This is a genomic window from Microcoleus sp. S1D4 (genome assembly GCF_036700765.1).
In the GTDB taxonomy this organism is placed as follows: Bacteria; Cyanobacteriota; Cyanobacteriia; order Cyanobacteriales; family Microcoleaceae; genus Microcoleus.
Genome location: NZ_JAUBPP010000004.1, coordinates 41,864 through 56,652, shown reverse-complemented (window position 1 = coordinate 56,652; position 14,789 = coordinate 41,864). Strand labels below are relative to the sequence as shown.

Here is a 14,789-nt window from a genome sequence, read left to right as displayed (position 1 = left end):
TGTGCAAGGTGCGAAGGAGAGAATGACGTGACAAAATTGAAACGGCTGTTGAGGCGGCGCAAAAATTTAATCGTTGCTTTTACGGCCGCGGCCGCCAGTTTTTTACTGGGCGTGACGTTGCCAATGAACTTGCGGGCTACTGGGCCAGTGACACCGATGCAGTCGCAAGTGTTGGCGGTATCCGAACCCTCAGAACAAAAGCCGATCGCCAATGTTAACGGAATCAAAGGGGCGATCGCCAGTCGAGTTGAGTTTTCCCAAAAGGCGATCGCCTCTTTGGAGGAAAAGCGCTTTCAATCAAGCCTGCCCTCCGAGTTGAAAGGTGCAACCATCCGTCAGGCGAAACTCGACTCGCGGCACAAAGCGATCGCCCTGACATTTGACGACGGCCCCTGGCCGACAACAACTACACAAATCCTAGATATTCTCAAGAAAAACAATATTAAAGCTACATTCTTCTGGGTAGGAAGGTATCTGCACACTTATCCCGAACTTGGCAAACAAGTAGTGGCTGCAGGTCACGCGATCGGCAACCACAGTTGGAACCACCAATACATTAAGTACAACAAAAACAGTGCAGCTCGGGAGATCGATCGCACGTCATCGTTAATTGAAGAATTGACCGGGGTAAAAACATCGCTTTTCCGCCCGCCGGGAGGCATTTTAAACAATGGATTAGCAGCTTACGCACAGAAGAAAAATTATACAATTGTGATGTGGTCGGCCGATTCTTTAGATTGGCGGAGTGCTACGCAATCGTTGATGGACAACGTACTGCGGCAAGCAAGTTCCGGCGGCATTGTGTTGATGCACGACGGCGGCGGCAATCGATCAAAGACTGTACAAGCTTTGCCCAATATTATTGCTAAATTGAAAAAGCAAGGGTACAAATTTGTAACGGTTCCTGAGTTATTGGAGATGCAAGAAGAAGAGTTAAAGGAGCAAAAAACAGCAAAAAAATAAAAAATTGGGAGAGTGGAATTAAGCGCCATTTTCCCTTTTTTTGTAAGTAGTACGATCGATTTTTCAGAAGGATGCCTATCCTGTGCCACACAAATCGATCGACAATCGCTATGCTGTAACAGAGCATCAGTTCGATCGCGTACCAGCTATGACTGCAGAACCCAACCTAACATCAAGCTTAATTTTGATTGTCCTCCCAGCCGCGCCTTAATTTCGGTGTTAATCACCTATTGAAAGTTTGCATCTAACGGCAAATTCTGTAACTGAGAATTTATCCAAGCAGCCGCCGCCACTCCCGATCGCAAAGCAGCATCAATTTGACCTTCGCCGCACAAATCCCCCGCACAAACCAGCGGCAAAGTCCCTGCCGCAGGCAAACAATCAACAGGCAAAGGATTTCGACAAAAAGCATAGCGCCAGCGGTGAACTTGCAACCATTCCGGCTGATTCAGCCAAGGCATTAAATATTCAGAAGTGCGATCGAGCAATTCCCCGCCAACAGTATTCAAATCACTAGCTTCTAAATAACGTTCCGCAAAATTAGCGCTGCTGTGAACCACAAACACAGGCTGCTGCGGATTGATTCGCTTGCTGCTGTCGAGGCCAACCCAAGCTAAATCAGAATCATCGGGAAAAGAAACAGATTTCCACTGCGGATTGAGATCGCTCAACTCTGAATTTCGTGCTGCAGGATAGCCAGCCATAACTGTAATGCAAGGGTCGTACTCCACAGAACGCAATTTGTCAATAGAATCAGGCGACAAACCGATTTCCGAATCCAAAAACATTAAAGCTTGAGGAGCAGGAATTGCTACAACCACAGCCTTAGCAAACAATTCTTGAGGTATCTCTAAATTGTCGTCCGTAACTTCCAGAGAAAGATGCCACATTTGATTGTCGGTACGAGCAATAGCTTTGACTCGGCGGCCGTACCAAATATCTAAACCCTCTGCGATATACTTACCGACAGTATTCATCCCAGCAGGTGCGACATAATAAGAACAGGGAATAGCAGATATTTCTCCTTGTCGGAATTCTGCCACACTATCCGTCCAGAGTTTCAGGATCTGTCGATCGACCAAAACATCAATTAACGCCTGCACCGCCTCTCCCTGCGGCTCCAGATAGCGAGCCCCGTGATCGGCCCTAGCGCCCTGTACGCGGCGAGTAGCGACTCGTCCGCCGGGGCCGCGAGATTTCTCAACAACAGCCACAGAATAGCCAGCGAGGCGCAACTGCCGAGCGCAAATCAGCCCCGCCATCCCCGCACCGATCGCCACAACATCGAACATAATTAGTCAGTGGTCAGTTGTCAGTGGTCAGTTGTCAGTTGTCAGTTGTCAGTTGTCATTAATAATTAGTCAACAGTCAACACTCAACAGTCAATACTTATCAGTTTAAAGCTGCGGGGGAAGTTTCTGTGCAGTGTTTCAGTTTGCGGCCAAACCCTGAGAGCCGTAGCACAGGTTGCAAGCCCAACGCCATCGCCCTGCACCAAGTAGTAGAATAAGGGACAGCAGGAATCTGTGATTGAGATTAGCTTAAAAAAAATGCCACTGCAGGCAAATTCCCAACCCCGATGGTTGTCAAGCAGCAACAATCTAAAATCTAAAATCTAAAATCTAAAATAACTTTAGCGGAGGGCAAAATCTTGGACGAACTCAGAGCAGCATTAGAATTGACAACAGAAGAAGAATTGCAGCAACTAACAGAACTCTTGTTCAGCCGCAAGTTTAACCCCTTAGATTACGTGCAAACCCCCGCACCCACAGACGTACAAAGCCGCGATCGCGAAGCATGGCTAGACGCCGTAGAACAGCGGTTTCGGTATCTTGCAGCCGACGGGGTGACGGTACTCAGAGGGCGAACCGAACAAGTAACCTACAGACAAGCACTAATTCAAGTTTGTCGCTATCTCAAAATTCCTTATCCCAAACAGTTGTCAACCACCGACTTAGAAGCCGAAGTATTTCTGCATTTAATGGGCCGCGCTTGGAAGCGCTTACCCGCCGACGAACAGCAAGCGCTAACACTGCGCGTACAGCGAGCAATTGTTGATTCTAAACTCTCCCAACCCCTGCCAATTTCTGCAGAAAAAGACCCGCTGGGTTTGCTGTTCAAAGGTGGCAGCGCTTTAGCTGTGAGTTCTATCTTAAAACCCATGTTGCTCAAACTGATGGCCAATCAATTTGCGCTGCATTTTGCCACCTATCAAATGGCCAGACAAGGAGTGCTTGCAGGGAGTGCAACCGCAGCCACCCAGTTTCAAAATTATGTCGCAATTCAGGCGGCGCGGCGCGGGATGGCCGTCAGTGCTGCTCGTTACGGTGCGACGCGGAGCGTGTTTTCGCTGCTCGGCCCGGTGATGTGGACTTGGTTTGTGGCGGATTTGGGTTGGCGATCAATTTCCACGAATTACGGGCGGATTATCCCGACCATTTTTGCCTTAGCTCAAATTCGATTAACGCGATCGGAATGCGCTTGGGAACTAGCCTAACGATTTTGGATTGAAGAATTGAAGAATTGAAGAATTGAAGAATTGGAGTGTGAGTGAATATAAAAAATCGGTGCAAATTAGCTGTTAAACAGACAGCAAAAAATATCAAATCTCGCCTCCAAAAACATCCCGACAGCCGCTTGGTAATTCCTTGGAATTTCGCTCAAATCGGGATGCTGATTTTTCCCTTAATTCCAATATTGGGAGGTTTAGGAATATTCTTAGGATTGGCGGGTACTTGCAAACAAAAAATCCGCCAAATTAGCCGCCGCCCGCTGAATCGAGGATTCGCCATCCTCTTTGCGGTGCTAGTCATCACAACAATTTTTGCTAACAACCGCATCGATGCTGTTTTAGGCTTGTGCAATTTTTGGCCTTACTTTATATTTTTTGCCATTTTCAGCAGTTTAATTCAAACTCCTGCTCAGTTGCGACAAATGTCTTGGACGATCGCAATTAGTGCAGTGCCCGTAATAATTTTAGGTTTGGGACAGCAATTTTTAGGTTGGAGTGGCATCGATTTATTGCAGCCTGTTTTTGGCTGGGTACTCGAACCCAAAGGCAATCCCCCCGGCCGCATGGCTTCTGTATTTATGTACGCTAATATTTTAGCTTGCTATCTGACAATTGCTCTTATTTTAACACTCGGATTGTGGATGGAAGAAGTCAGTTGGCAGTTGTCAGTTGGCAGTTGTCAGTCGTCAGTTGTAAGTCGTCACCAATTCGCGATGCCCAATTCGCGATTCCCAATGCCCACTACCCAATTGCTATTTCTAAGTTTGGCTGTGCTGGGAAATGCTGTTGCTTTGATTTTTACTAATTCTCGAAATGCGTGGGGATTGGCTGTTTTGGCTGTTTTGAGCTTTGCATTTTATGCGGGTTATAAAAAAATATTAGCTGCGGTATTTAGTGGGGTTGGTGCAGTGTTTTTGTCGGCGTTTGGGCCGGAACCGCTGCGACAATATTTACGAAGAATTATCCCGGCTTTTTTCTGGGCGAGACTTACCGATGAGATGTTTCCAAATCGGCCTACTGGTACTTTGAGAACTACTCAGTGGGAGTTTGCTTGGTCGATGACTCAGCAGCGTCCTTGGACTGGTTGGGGACTGCGAAATTTCACTCCTCTCTACGAAGCTCAAATGCACGAATGGCTCGGTCATCCTCACAGTTTGATATTGATGCTGACTGCGGAAACGGGAATACCGGCAACGCTTTTATTTTTGGGTTTAGTTGGCTGGGTTTTGGCTAGAGGTGTTTTGTTGTTGATGAATTGGCCTGTTTCTGCTGCGGACATCCAACAAGAGCAAATAGCAACAAAGGAAGTAGGGGAAAATACTTTATTGCTCAATCAAAACTCTCTAGTTAACAGCACAATTCAGGTATTTTGTCAAGAAGAAAAAACGGACGATCGCCTAATTTTCTTCAGTTATTTATTAGCCTTCGCCGCCTGTACGCTGTTTAACACTGTAGACGTGACGCTGTTTGATTTCCGAGTCAATACAATAAGCTGGTTGCTGTTAGCGGCGATTTGCGGAGTTGGGAATTGGGAATGGGGAATTGGGCATCGGGCATCGGGAATAGGGCATCGGGAATAGGGCATTGGGCATTGGGAATTGGGCATTGGGAATTGGGCATTGGGCATTGGGAATTGGGCATTGGGAATTGGGAATTGGGCGTTGGGCATTGGTAACAGCCAACAGCCAACAGTCAACTGCCAACTGCCAACTGCCAACTGCCAACTGCCAACTAACTTCCCTTATTCCACCGTCACCGACTTCGCCAAATTTCGCGGCTGATCCACATCCAAACCCCGACGTGCCGCAATGTGATAGGCCAACAATTGCAGCGGAATTACTGTCACAATCGGTGACAACAATTCATCCACCAAAGGTACCGGCAAAACGTGGTCAAAAATCTCGGCTTCCGCTGCGCCCTGCTTCGGGGTAACGCCAATTAAACGTGCGTCGCGCGCCTTGGCTTCCTGAGCGTTGGAAAGCACTTTTTCGTAGACGCTTCCGGGCATGGCGATTGCCACTACAGGCACTTTAGCATCCAAAAGGGCGATCGGGCCGTGTTTCATTTCTCCCGCCGGATATCCTTCAGCGTGAATGTAGCTAATTTCCTTCAATTTCAGCGCCCCTTCCAAAGCAATCGGAAAGTTAATTCCCCGCCCCAAAAATATAAAATCTTGGGTATCGGTAAACTGGTGGGACAATTCCTCTACATACTGTTCTTGAATCTCCAAAAACTTCTCAATTTGCCCTGGCAAATGGCGCAAACCAGCAATAATTTCTGTCAATCTCTCCGTGCTGATTGTTTGTCGCCGGTGCGCTAAATCCAAAGCTAATAAATAGAATGCCATCAACTGAGTGACAAAAGTTTTAGTGGCAGCCACACCAATTTCAATACCGGCGTGGGTGCTGATTACGTGCGGCATCATGTGGGCGATCGAGCTTTCTGTTCCGTTAGTAATGCCCAACATTCTCGCGCGAAATTTATCGGTAAAACCCGCACGGCGCTGCTGTTCCATCCCCAAAGCAGCCAGGGTGTCCGCCGTTTCTCCCGACTGCGTTACCCCAATAATTAAAGTATTTGCTGTCAGCGGTGCCGGTGCGTAACGGTACTCAGAAGCGTACTGCACCGCAGTAGGAATATTCGCTAACTGTTCCAACAAATATTTGCCAATTAGCGAGGCGTGCCAGCTCGTTCCGCAGGCTAGAATTGAAATTTGTTCAACATCGGCGCAAAGTTCTTCGGGCAAGTTGAGATTGATGGGAGAGCCCAGATTTCCCGGCTGCCAATCGCTGTCTAAATAAGCATCCAAACAAGCTCGAACTACGGCTGGCTGTTCGTAAATCTCCTTGTGCATGAAGTGTTTGAAGCCTTGTTTTTCGACTAAAACCGGACTCCAACCAAGGATGCGCGGGCTTTTTTTCAGCCTTTCCCCTGTAAAGTTGTAAACTTCGACTCCCATTGGAGTTAGCCTAGCCAATTCGCCATTTTCCAAGGACAAAACGGTGCGGGTGTGAGATATTAAGGCCGGCGTGTCGGAAGCGCAGAAAAATTCACCAGCACCAAAGCCGATAACCAAAGGAGCTTGCTGTCTGGCAACAATTATTTCGTCTGGAAAGTCGGCGCAAATCGCAGCGATCGCAAAAGCTCCTTCTAACCGATTGACAACCTTGGAAACCACTTCCAAAAACGACAAATCAGCAATTTCCTCTGCTGTGGGATCTTTTTCTTCTTCCTTCTGCCTTCTGCCTTCTGCCTTCTGCCTTCTTTCTTCCGCAAAAAAATCAGCTATTAAATGAGGAATAACTTCTGTATCGGTATCCGAGACAAATTTATGTCCCTTCGCTGTCAATTCTTTCCGCAACTCGCGATAATTTTCGACAATTCCATTTTGAACTACCGCAATTCGCCCACTATTATCTAGGTGAGGGTGAGCGTTATATTCCTCTGGTTTGCCGTGAGTTGCCCAGCGGGTGTGTCCGATGCCGATGGTAGCCGGAGAGTCTATCTCTGCTAGCTTTTCCCGGAGGTTGTGCAACTTGCCCTTTGCTCGGATGCAGGTAATTTCTCCTTCGGAGATGGTAGCCAGGCCCGCTGAATCGTAGCCCCGGTATTCTAGTTTCTCCAATCCTGCTAGCAAAATCTCGCTTGCTGTTTGCGTGCCGATATAGCCAACGATTCCGCACATTTAAGGTAAAACTCCTGCTTAGCGATCGCCATAAAACCCAAGTTTTATCATTTTTAGCTTCTTCGTGCCACAAAATGCAGATTTTGCGACTAAAAGAGAGGGGGCAATTTAATCGCCCCCTCTATACGTGCCCGTAATTCGATCGGCGTGTCGATCGATATTTAGTAGGCTAGACCCATACTGCGAGTAGTTTCTGCTCCCAGGTAAACCCGGATGCTCAGAAAATCGGTAGGGCAAGCAGTTTCGCAACGCTTGCAACCTACACAGTCTTCTGTGCGCGGAGATGAGGCAATCTGAGCCGCTTTGCAGCCATCCCAGGGCACCATCTCCAAAACATCAGTCGGACAAGCGCGGACGCATTGAGTGCAGCCGATGCAGGTATCGTAAATTTTGACTGAATGAGACATTGAATAAAGGCTCCCAACGAGTCACTAAAAATTTGCTAGCTCTGCGGATTAACAGATTTGACGGCGACGTGCCACCGCTATAGCCTGCACAGAGAGTTAAGCGTTAGTTTACCGCAGTGGCTGGAAGCACTTCCCCAAAAAGCGACAAAACTTCACAGTTATTCACGCTTCCAGTCCCATAGAAGTAGCTTGAAGAGCGCCCTAGGGAGCTTGCGTGCCCGAGTTCCAGCACTAGGGTATGATTGCGATCGCCGGATTCGGTCTTAACGTGACCGGGGACAGCACTACGGTATGATTTCGATCCGTCGGATTGGATCAGAGCAAAAACTCAAATTCTGACTGCCAAACCGTGCCAATCGATCGACTCAAAGCCGAATTCCTCGAAACTTGTATCCGTTTTTAGGCGGACTCGGCGGAAACAGTGGCTTTTGTGAAGATAAAAAACCGCAAATTGACGAATATCAACGGCGAGATGTTGTTTAATGCAAACATTTTATTTGTAATGGCATAAACTTTGAAGCCTTGAGACTCTAAACTCTCAATTTGCAAGCATTGCTTACCGCTACACGAGCTATAAGAGGAATTGTACCCGTTTGTCAATCTACTTTACGCTGTGAGGCAATGAAGGGAGATCGAGGAGCCAAGAAGAAACCCACGAGACTAGCAAATAGAATCGGTGTAAAAGTGCTTAACCCTGTCAACTTCGCGAGGAGCAGAGTTGTACTAATTGGAGTGCGAGTAACCGTTGAATTCAGAGCAGCCATTACACAAATCATTGCCAAAGTCTCATTCGATCCGATGGGATTCATGATGGTGATTGCCTTTCCTAAACAGGCTCCTATAAAAAATAGCGGAATGATTATTCCCCCTCGCCAGCCCCCATTGATGGTCACACTAATGGCCAATACTTTAACAACAACTAAAGTCAAGAGAAATGTCAAAGAAAAGTTTCCCTCAACAATTTTTTCTATTTGATGTTCCCCAAAGAAACGTGTGAGCGGAAAGTAAGCTGAGAAACCACCAAGTGCTAGTCCGGCTAAAGTAGTTCGCACATAAATGGGACTGCGTATCGAATCAAACAAGCGACCAACACTGCGAAATACAGCGATAAAAAACCACCCCATAATCGCCCCTACAATTCCATAAGCAATCGCTGCGCCAAAGTCATAAAGGCTGTCCACATTGTACTGAGGAAAATTCCAGGTAGGCCCAAGTCCAAGCTGAGTAATTGCGACAAAGATGGTGTAACTTGCACAACTTGCCACTACCGCAGGCAATATTGCTTCAAAATACTCTACAACATTCTGATGATGCAGGATTTCTAAAGCAAAAAAAGTACCGCCTAAAGGAGCACCGAACAAAACTGTAAACCCAGATGCCATACCAGCAAGACTCAAAGTTCGTAGTGCTTCTCCGCTTAAATTAAAACGATCGGCTAACCAGGTACCAATTGAACCTGTGACTTGCACCATTGGCGATTCTGGGCCAGCACTGCCTCCACTGGCAATACTGAGTAGCGACGACAGAATCATCGAAGGATTTTCATTCATTGGTAATCGCCCACCCTTGAGATGAATGTTGTCAATAATCAACCCAATTTCTCCAGGATTTCCCAGCCAATGAATGATCAAACCGATGAGCAAACCAGCAAGGGGCATGACGATTAGTAGAGAACCTCCACTAAAATTTTCAAATCCCCGCATCAGGTAAGACAAACATATCCAATAACTTGCAGCAAATAAACCACAAATTATTCCTAGCATTGCCCATATTAATACCGAACGTGTGAGATTTATTGGGTTTCGTTTCATTGCTTGTTCCTTGTCTCTAACTAGGAAGTTAGGAAGTCTTAAAACTATTTTGTATAATAGTATACTGTTTTTTTGTCTGTATCTTGTATTGACTCAAAAATGTATGAGCCCGATCGGGCTTTCGGCTCGCGGGCTCTGTATAATTCCGATCTAACCGGATTTGATTTGAGTAAAAACTCAAGTTTTTATGCTAATTTCCCAAACTGGTGCAACAGTTGCAAAGGCTTGTTATTTGAGATTCTGGCTTTTAGCAAAATTTTGGGTGAGCCAGATCCTATACCAACTGTTGCAATTTTTTTGATAATTAGTATTGCTGCAAACTGGTGCAAATCGATCGACTAAAAGCCTAATTTTTCTAACACGGGCTTTGTGGAAACAATATGCCGATCGAGTCCTAGTTTTTTTGGTTCCACGCCCAAAGCCAAAGCCACCAATTGCGGCAAATGCAGCACCGGCAAACCCAATTTGCGATCGATAGCTTTTTCCACCTCCGGCTGTCGCGAATCCAAATTTAAATGACAAAGCGGACAAGGAGTTACCATACAATCAGCGCCATTGTCAAGAGCATCTTGAATGTGTTTTCCAGCCATCTGAAATGATTGGTTAGTGGCATAACTCGCCAGCGGCCAGCCGCAGCACTGTGTCCGCCCTCGATAGTAAACGGGAGTTGCCCCGATCGCCCGAAATACATTTTCCATCGATTCCGGTTGGTGCGGGTCATCGTAAGCCAAATGTTCCTGAGCTCGCAGCAGATAGCATCCGTAAAAAGACGCGCACTTCAAACCGGAAAGCTTGCGGGTGACTCGGTTCTGCACTTCCTCCAAACCGTAATCGGCAACGATCGCCCACAACAGATGTTTTACCTCCGTACTGCCTTGATAAGGCGAACAGCCTTGTTTTTCGAGCAAACCGTTGACTTTTTCGAGGTAAGGTCGATCGGTCTTTTGGGATTGCTTGAGGCGATCGTCCACATGACCGATTACCCCTTGACAAGTGCTGCAATGTGTGAGTAAAGGCAAATTCAGTTGCTCGGCCAAAGCAATATTCCGGGCGTTGACAGTATCTTCCAGCAACTGCGAATCTTCCTTAAAAGTACCAGAACCGCAGCAGGAAGCTTTTTTGAGTTCCACCAGCTCAATGCCCAAGGCTTGAGTCAGCGCTTGGGTAGACTGGTAAAGTTCGCGGGCGGCCCCTTGGGCTACGCAACCGGGAAAGTAAGCATATTTGAGAGTTGGGGATGGCATAATTGTTTCTGCTGGGGAGACAAGGCAAGGGACAAAAAAGGAGGGCGATCCTCTTCGAGGGCTGCGCTAACGGATTTCCTCTCCACAATTACCGCATCAGAGGCTAGCTAGGGGTGAATTGTCAGCTTTTCTCAAGAATTTTCAGACCGATTTACCCAAAAGATGCAACTGTAAAAAAACTTAAAACCCGTATCCAGCAGTAATCCCAATCTCAAATATCAAATCTCAAATGGTATGAGTAAGTTGCTACTATAGCCTTTCGAGATCTCATTTATGAGGTACTATCCGGGATAGGGCAGGGCATCGGGCATGGGGCATCGGCCAAACAGGGCATCGGGCATAGGGAATGGGCATAGGGCATGGCACCACGCGATCGAACCGCTATAGATTGAAATTGTATATTTCGATGACTTTAGCAAAAATCATCTCCCCATCTCCCCCTCTCTCCCCATCTCCCCATCCCCCCCTCTCTCCCCATCTCCCCTCTTCCTCTCTCCCCATCTCCCGATTTCCCCATCTCCCCATCTCCCCATCTCCCCATCTCCCGATTTCCCCATCTCCCCATCTCCCGATTTCCCCATCTCCCCATCTCCCCATCTCCCCATCTCCCTCGTGTCACTTAGAAAAGCGGCAACCCTTTCTCCTGCCGATCCCCCTTTCGGATAAGATTAGATACGCAGCAACCAATGAGGACAGGATGTTATGAGTCAAGACGACATTTTTGCCAGAGTCAAGAAAATTGTGGCCGATCAACTCGAAGTCGATCCGAGCGAAGTCAAGCCCGAAGCCAACTTTGCTAACGATTTAGGAGCAGATTCCCTAGATACTGTAGAGCTGGTCATGGCTTTGGAAGAAGAGTTTGATATTGAAATTCCCGACGAAGCAGCCGAAGCAATTACCACGGTTCAAGCTTCTGTAGATTTCATCAGCAGCAAACTTGCAGCTCCAAAAGCATAAAATACCTGTCTTTTCCCCTAAGAGGAGAGAAATTTAAAAACTAAAAACTCCTCTTTTGTTCTGCGTTCTGGGTGTTTAATTTTTTGAAACTGAAATCATGACAAATTTAGAGCGTAAGCGCGTTGTTATCACGGGTCTCGGCGCGATTACACCGATCGGCAATACCTTGTCCGAATATTGGGACGGTTTGCTGGCCGGGAAAAATGGCATCGGCCCGATTACTTTGTTCGATGCGTCGCGGCACGACTGCCGGATTGCTGGAGAGGTGAAGGGTTTTAACCCACACGACTATTTAGAGCGCAAGGAAGCAAAGCGGATGGATCGCTTTGCTCAATTTGGGGTATCAGCGAGCAAACAAGCTCTAGCTGATGCAAAGTTTGAGATTAACGACCTGAACGCAGAACAGGTGGGTGTCATTCTTGGCACTGGCATTGGCGGGCTGAAGGTTCTGGAAGACCAGCAAGAGATCTATTTGACTCGCGGCCCCGATCGGTGCAGCCCGTTTATGATTCCCATGATGATTGCGAATATGGCCGCGGGCCTGACGGCGATTCAAACGGGTGCTAAAGGTCCAAACTCTTGCACTGTGACAGCCTGCGCTGCTGGGTCGAATGCCGTGGGCGATGCGTTTCGCATGGTTCAGGGCGGTTACGCGCAAGCGATGATTTGCGGTGGTACGGAAGCTGCGGTGACACCTTTGTGCGTGGCGGGTTTTGCGGCGGCGAGGGCGCTTTCGACTCGCAACGATGACCCGACTCATGCTTGCCGTCCGTTCGATCGCGATCGTGATGGTTTTGTCGTCGGCGAAGGCGCTGGCATTCTGATTTTAGAAGAAATGGAGTACGCTCTGGCGCGCGGCGCGAGAATTTACGCAGAAATCGTTGGCTACGGTTTAACCTGCGATGCGTATCACATGACATCCCCAGTACCGGGGGGCGAGGGTGCCTCGCGGGCGATCGCTTTAGCGCTCAAGGATGCTGGTTTGACACCGGATATGGTGAGTTATATCAACGCCCACGGCACGAGTACGCTTCCCAACGACTCTACTGAAACGAAGGCGATTAAGAAGGTTTTGGGGGAAAGCGCTTACAAAGTAGCAATTAGTTCTACCAAGTCAATGACCGGCCATCTTTTGGGCGGTTCTGGGGGAATTGAGGCGGTGGCTGCGGTAATGGCGATCGCCAATGACAAAATTCCGCCGACAATCAATCTGGAGAATCCCGATCCAGAGTGCGATTTAGACTATGTTCCGCATACAAGTCGCGATCTAAAAGTTGATGTGGCGCTGTCGAATTCCTTTGGATTTGGCGGCCACAACGTGACGCTGGCCTTCAAGAAGTTTGTTCCGTAACCGGAAGTCAGAAAGTCGCAAGTTAGAAGGTGAAAAATTAATTTTTCACCTTTTATTTTTTTGAGATCAATTTTAGATTGGGCGCACTGCGACGAAGAAACCAGGTTTTTCACCAAATCTGCTGGCTACAGCGAATTATTTTCGTCAAAAACCCGGTTTCTGGCCACCCGCGCGTAAGTCATAAATTTGTTGGCATTGGGGGGATATGAGTGAAATTACTGCTGAGCAAATACTGCAAATTAAAGCTATTTCACTATGAAAATTTTAAATGTGTTGAGTGTGGCAGCAATATCAAAGATTACTTGACAAGTCAAGGAATTCATGGAAAGCGCATAAAAATGTACACAGGAGAGGCAATAGTTTGGAACGGCAACATTTACGATCGTAGCGTGCCGGGAGAGGCTATTTCAGTGAATGGTTGTCATGAAGGAATCGCTATTATCAACAACATAGAAACTATTTTTGACAACCATTTAGCTTATTCTGCCGGCAATAACTCCAGCCGATATCGGTACAAAGCGACAGGATGCCCCCCAGCAGCAAAATAATCCGGGTCTTGCGGCGACAAATAAATCGCTGTTACCTGATCTGCCTCGATTCTTTTACTCGCAGAATCGCCTTTTTCCCCGCCTCCAACCACTCGATAAGCCGTTGTTGTTTCCACCTCGTTTAAATAAATATCCGTCTCTCCCCGAAATACTTGCTGAGAAATTTCTGCAGACACAAACTCATCGGGATTCGACGTTTGGGTGCCGCGACTGGTAACAATCGAGATTAGTTGGCGATCGCCTTTGAGTATGGTAATCTGGCGGTTGGGATTGTTCGGATCGACTTTCACCGAAAGTACGCCGCCGTCGCCTAAATAGGCTTTGGCGATGTTCAAACCGTTAAAAGTGCGATCGGCCACAATCTTCTTAGCTAGCTTAGATTTATAATTAGAAAAAAAACCAGTATTTATTTCTGGTTGAAATCGCACTTTAAATAATACTGGCTGCTGCAAATACTGGCGGTTGCTTTCAAATCCGGGCGTGACAATATTTGGCGCTAAAGGAGCGGCTAAATCTACTAAAGTGCTAGCAACATTCCACTCGCCAGCCATCCAGTCTGGATACACTAAATCTCCCTTAGCAGCAGCAATAGCAGGTTTGCTTTCCCAATGGGGAAAACTGGAAATGCGATCGCCCAAAACTCCCGCCTGCGCGCTGCTACCCCACAAAATTAACGCGCAAACCAAACAAAAACCCCAAATTAATTTCATACTAAATGATATTCAAACAGCTAATTATATTTTTTAATCAAAAAGGTTCGTAGTGAGGAGTTTAGTCTTAATTTTTGCGAACTAAATTCCTCACTATGAACCTTTTTTAGTCAGGAGTTTTGGGCTGTTTTACAGACTAAAGTCCGAACGATCGAACCTTTTTTATTGTTGTTTAGCTTTAAAGTGTTTCAACCGGTGCTGGCTCCCAAACTTCACCGTATTGTTCTTTCAATTCGTGCCAATTTTCTACTTGTCCCGGTTCATATTCTCCCGGCTTTCCCCACTGCAAAAATGCGCTCAAAGCAGCATCATTTTGTTCGTCTAAAAAACGAATTGCATAGGTGGTGAAATTGCCTCTTTTTGCCTCACCAGTCTCAAATTTTACTTGTTTGATTTTGTCCATATTCAAGTGAAATTCAAATATTTCGGCGTGCATATTTGCATACTTACCCTTGGGCAACTCTGCGTAAAACAGCTTGTGTATTGAACCGCGCACTTCCAGCACTGCGGCGCTGCTAGTCACGATTAAACGCAGTGTCCCCAATTTTTCGCAAGCTTCTAAGAATTCTTTAAGAGTCGCAGTCATATCACTTTGGGATTT

Annotated in this window: 15 protein-coding genes; 7 read left to right on the top strand and 8 right to left on the bottom strand. The window is 47.0% G+C overall.

Annotated elements, in window-relative coordinates; genetic code table 11:
• Positions 1-27: 27 nt before the first annotated feature.
• A complete protein-coding gene (locus QT998_RS05850) occupies positions 28-963 on the top strand; it encodes a polysaccharide deacetylase family protein (RefSeq protein ID WP_333089159.1) in 936 nt (311 codons plus the stop codon).
• Between the two features lie 82 nt (positions 964-1,045).
• The gene (locus tag QT998_RS05845; RefSeq protein ID WP_333089160.1) at positions 1,046-1,174 is read left to right on the top strand and encodes a hypothetical protein; all 129 of its coding nucleotides are present in this window, start codon (positions 1,046-1,048) and stop codon (positions 1,172-1,174) included.
• 16 nt (positions 1,175-1,190) lie between these two features.
• Here the strand turns inward: QT998_RS05845 and QT998_RS05840 are convergent, their stop codons facing one another.
• On the bottom strand, positions 1,191-2,255 hold the full coding sequence (locus QT998_RS05840; RefSeq protein ID WP_333089163.1) for an NAD(P)/FAD-dependent oxidoreductase: 1,065 nt from the start codon (positions 2,253-2,255) through the stop codon (positions 1,191-1,193).
• 359 nt (positions 2,256-2,614) lie between these two features.
• On the opposite strand from QT998_RS05840, the gene QT998_RS05835 reads away from it, so the two are divergent.
• A complete protein-coding gene (locus QT998_RS05835; RefSeq protein WP_333089165.1) occupies positions 2,615-3,460 on the top strand; it encodes a YaaW family protein in 846 nt (281 codons plus the stop codon).
• 53 nt (positions 3,461-3,513) lie between these two features.
• Positions 3,514-5,055 carry an O-antigen ligase family protein gene (locus QT998_RS05830; RefSeq protein WP_333089167.1) on the top strand — a complete coding sequence of 514 codons (1,542 nt, stop codon included), beginning with the start codon at positions 3,514-3,516 and terminating at the stop codon, positions 5,053-5,055.
• Between the two features lie 161 nt (positions 5,056-5,216).
• Here QT998_RS05830 and glmS read toward each other — a convergent pair whose 3' ends face one another.
• The 5 genes from glmS to QT998_RS05805 form a co-directional block, all read right to left on the bottom strand.
• Positions 5,217-7,160: a glutamine--fructose-6-phosphate transaminase (isomerizing) gene (gene glmS / locus QT998_RS05825; protein ID WP_333089170.1), complete on the bottom strand. Its 1,944-nt coding sequence runs from the start codon at positions 7,158-7,160 to the stop codon at positions 5,217-5,219.
• A 161-nt stretch (positions 7,161-7,321) separates the two neighbouring features.
• Positions 7,322-7,567, bottom strand: coding sequence for a photosystem I iron-sulfur center protein PsaC (gene psaC, locus QT998_RS05820; RefSeq protein ID WP_015175986.1), 246 nt, complete (start codon positions 7,565-7,567; stop codon positions 7,322-7,324).
• A gap of 596 nt (positions 7,568-8,163) precedes the next feature.
• Entirely contained in the window at positions 8,164-9,378 is a 1,215-nt protein-coding gene (locus QT998_RS05815; RefSeq protein ID WP_333117815.1) for a chloride channel protein, read from the bottom strand.
• 338 nt (positions 9,379-9,716) lie between these two features.
• Entirely contained in the window at positions 9,717-10,622 is a 906-nt protein-coding gene (locus QT998_RS05810; RefSeq protein WP_333117814.1) for a CoB--CoM heterodisulfide reductase iron-sulfur subunit B family protein, read from the bottom strand.
• A gap of 381 nt (positions 10,623-11,003) precedes the next feature.
• A complete protein-coding gene (locus QT998_RS05805; protein ID WP_333089175.1) occupies positions 11,004-11,219 on the bottom strand; it encodes a hypothetical protein in 216 nt (71 codons plus the stop codon).
• A gap of 105 nt (positions 11,220-11,324) precedes the next feature.
• Here QT998_RS05805 and acpP point away from each other — a divergent pair, with 105 nt between their 5' ends.
• The 3 genes from acpP (at position 11,325) to QT998_RS27420 (ending at position 13,478) form a co-directional block, all read left to right on the top strand.
• Positions 11,325-11,579 (top strand): acyl carrier protein, encoded by a 255-nt coding sequence (gene acpP / locus QT998_RS05800; protein WP_194068168.1) that lies wholly within the window; start codon positions 11,325-11,327, stop codon positions 11,577-11,579.
• A 97-nt stretch (positions 11,580-11,676) separates the two neighbouring features.
• Complete coding sequence (gene fabF, locus QT998_RS05795; protein WP_333089177.1) at positions 11,677-12,930, top strand: beta-ketoacyl-ACP synthase II; 1,254 nt, start codon at positions 11,677-11,679, stop codon at positions 12,928-12,930.
• Positions 12,931-13,139: 209 nt separating this feature from the next.
• Positions 13,140-13,478 (top strand): papain fold toxin domain-containing protein, encoded by a 339-nt coding sequence (locus QT998_RS27420; protein WP_442921536.1) that lies wholly within the window; start codon positions 13,140-13,142, stop codon positions 13,476-13,478.
• Here QT998_RS27420 and QT998_RS05790 read toward each other — a convergent pair.
• Positions 13,409-14,188 (bottom strand): DUF6816 family protein, encoded by a 780-nt coding sequence (locus QT998_RS05790; protein ID WP_333089179.1) that lies wholly within the window; start codon positions 14,186-14,188, stop codon positions 13,409-13,411. The genes QT998_RS27420 and QT998_RS05790 overlap by 70 nt on opposite strands.
• Positions 14,189-14,366: 178 nt before the next feature.
• Positions 14,367-14,774 (bottom strand): ChuX/HutX family heme-like substrate-binding protein, encoded by a 408-nt coding sequence (locus tag QT998_RS05785; RefSeq protein ID WP_333089181.1) that lies wholly within the window; start codon positions 14,772-14,774, stop codon positions 14,367-14,369.
• Positions 14,775-14,789: the final 15 nt, after the last annotated feature.

Coding starts and splice junctions, on each gene's coding strand:
- acpP (WP_194068168.1), top strand. CDS start 11,325: ATGAGTCAAGACGACATTTTTGCCAGAGTCAAGAAAATTGTGGCCGAT.
- glmS (WP_333089170.1), bottom strand. CDS start 7,160: ATGTGCGGAATCGTTGGCTATATCGGCACGCAAACAGCAAGCGAGATT.
- QT998_RS05805 (WP_333089175.1), bottom strand. CDS start 11,219: ATGGGGAGATGGGGAGATGGGGAAATCGGGAGATGGGGAGATGGGGAA.
- QT998_RS05785 (WP_333089181.1), bottom strand. CDS start 14,774: ATGACTGCGACTCTTAAAGAATTCTTAGAAGCTTGCGAAAAATTGGGG.
- fabF (WP_333089177.1), top strand. CDS start 11,677: ATGACAAATTTAGAGCGTAAGCGCGTTGTTATCACGGGTCTCGGCGCG.
- QT998_RS05815 (WP_333117815.1), bottom strand. CDS start 9,378: ATGAAACGAAACCCAATAAATCTCACACGTTCGGTATTAATATGGGCA.
- QT998_RS05790 (WP_333089179.1), bottom strand. CDS start 14,188: ATGAAATTAATTTGGGGTTTTTGTTTGGTTTGCGCGTTAATTTTGTGG.
- QT998_RS05840 (WP_333089163.1), bottom strand. CDS start 2,255: ATGTTCGATGTTGTGGCGATCGGTGCGGGGATGGCGGGGCTGATTTGC.
- QT998_RS05810 (WP_333117814.1), bottom strand. CDS start 10,622: ATGCCATCCCCAACTCTCAAATATGCTTACTTTCCCGGTTGCGTAGCC.
- psaC (WP_015175986.1), bottom strand. CDS start 7,567: ATGTCTCATTCAGTCAAAATTTACGATACCTGCATCGGCTGCACTCAA.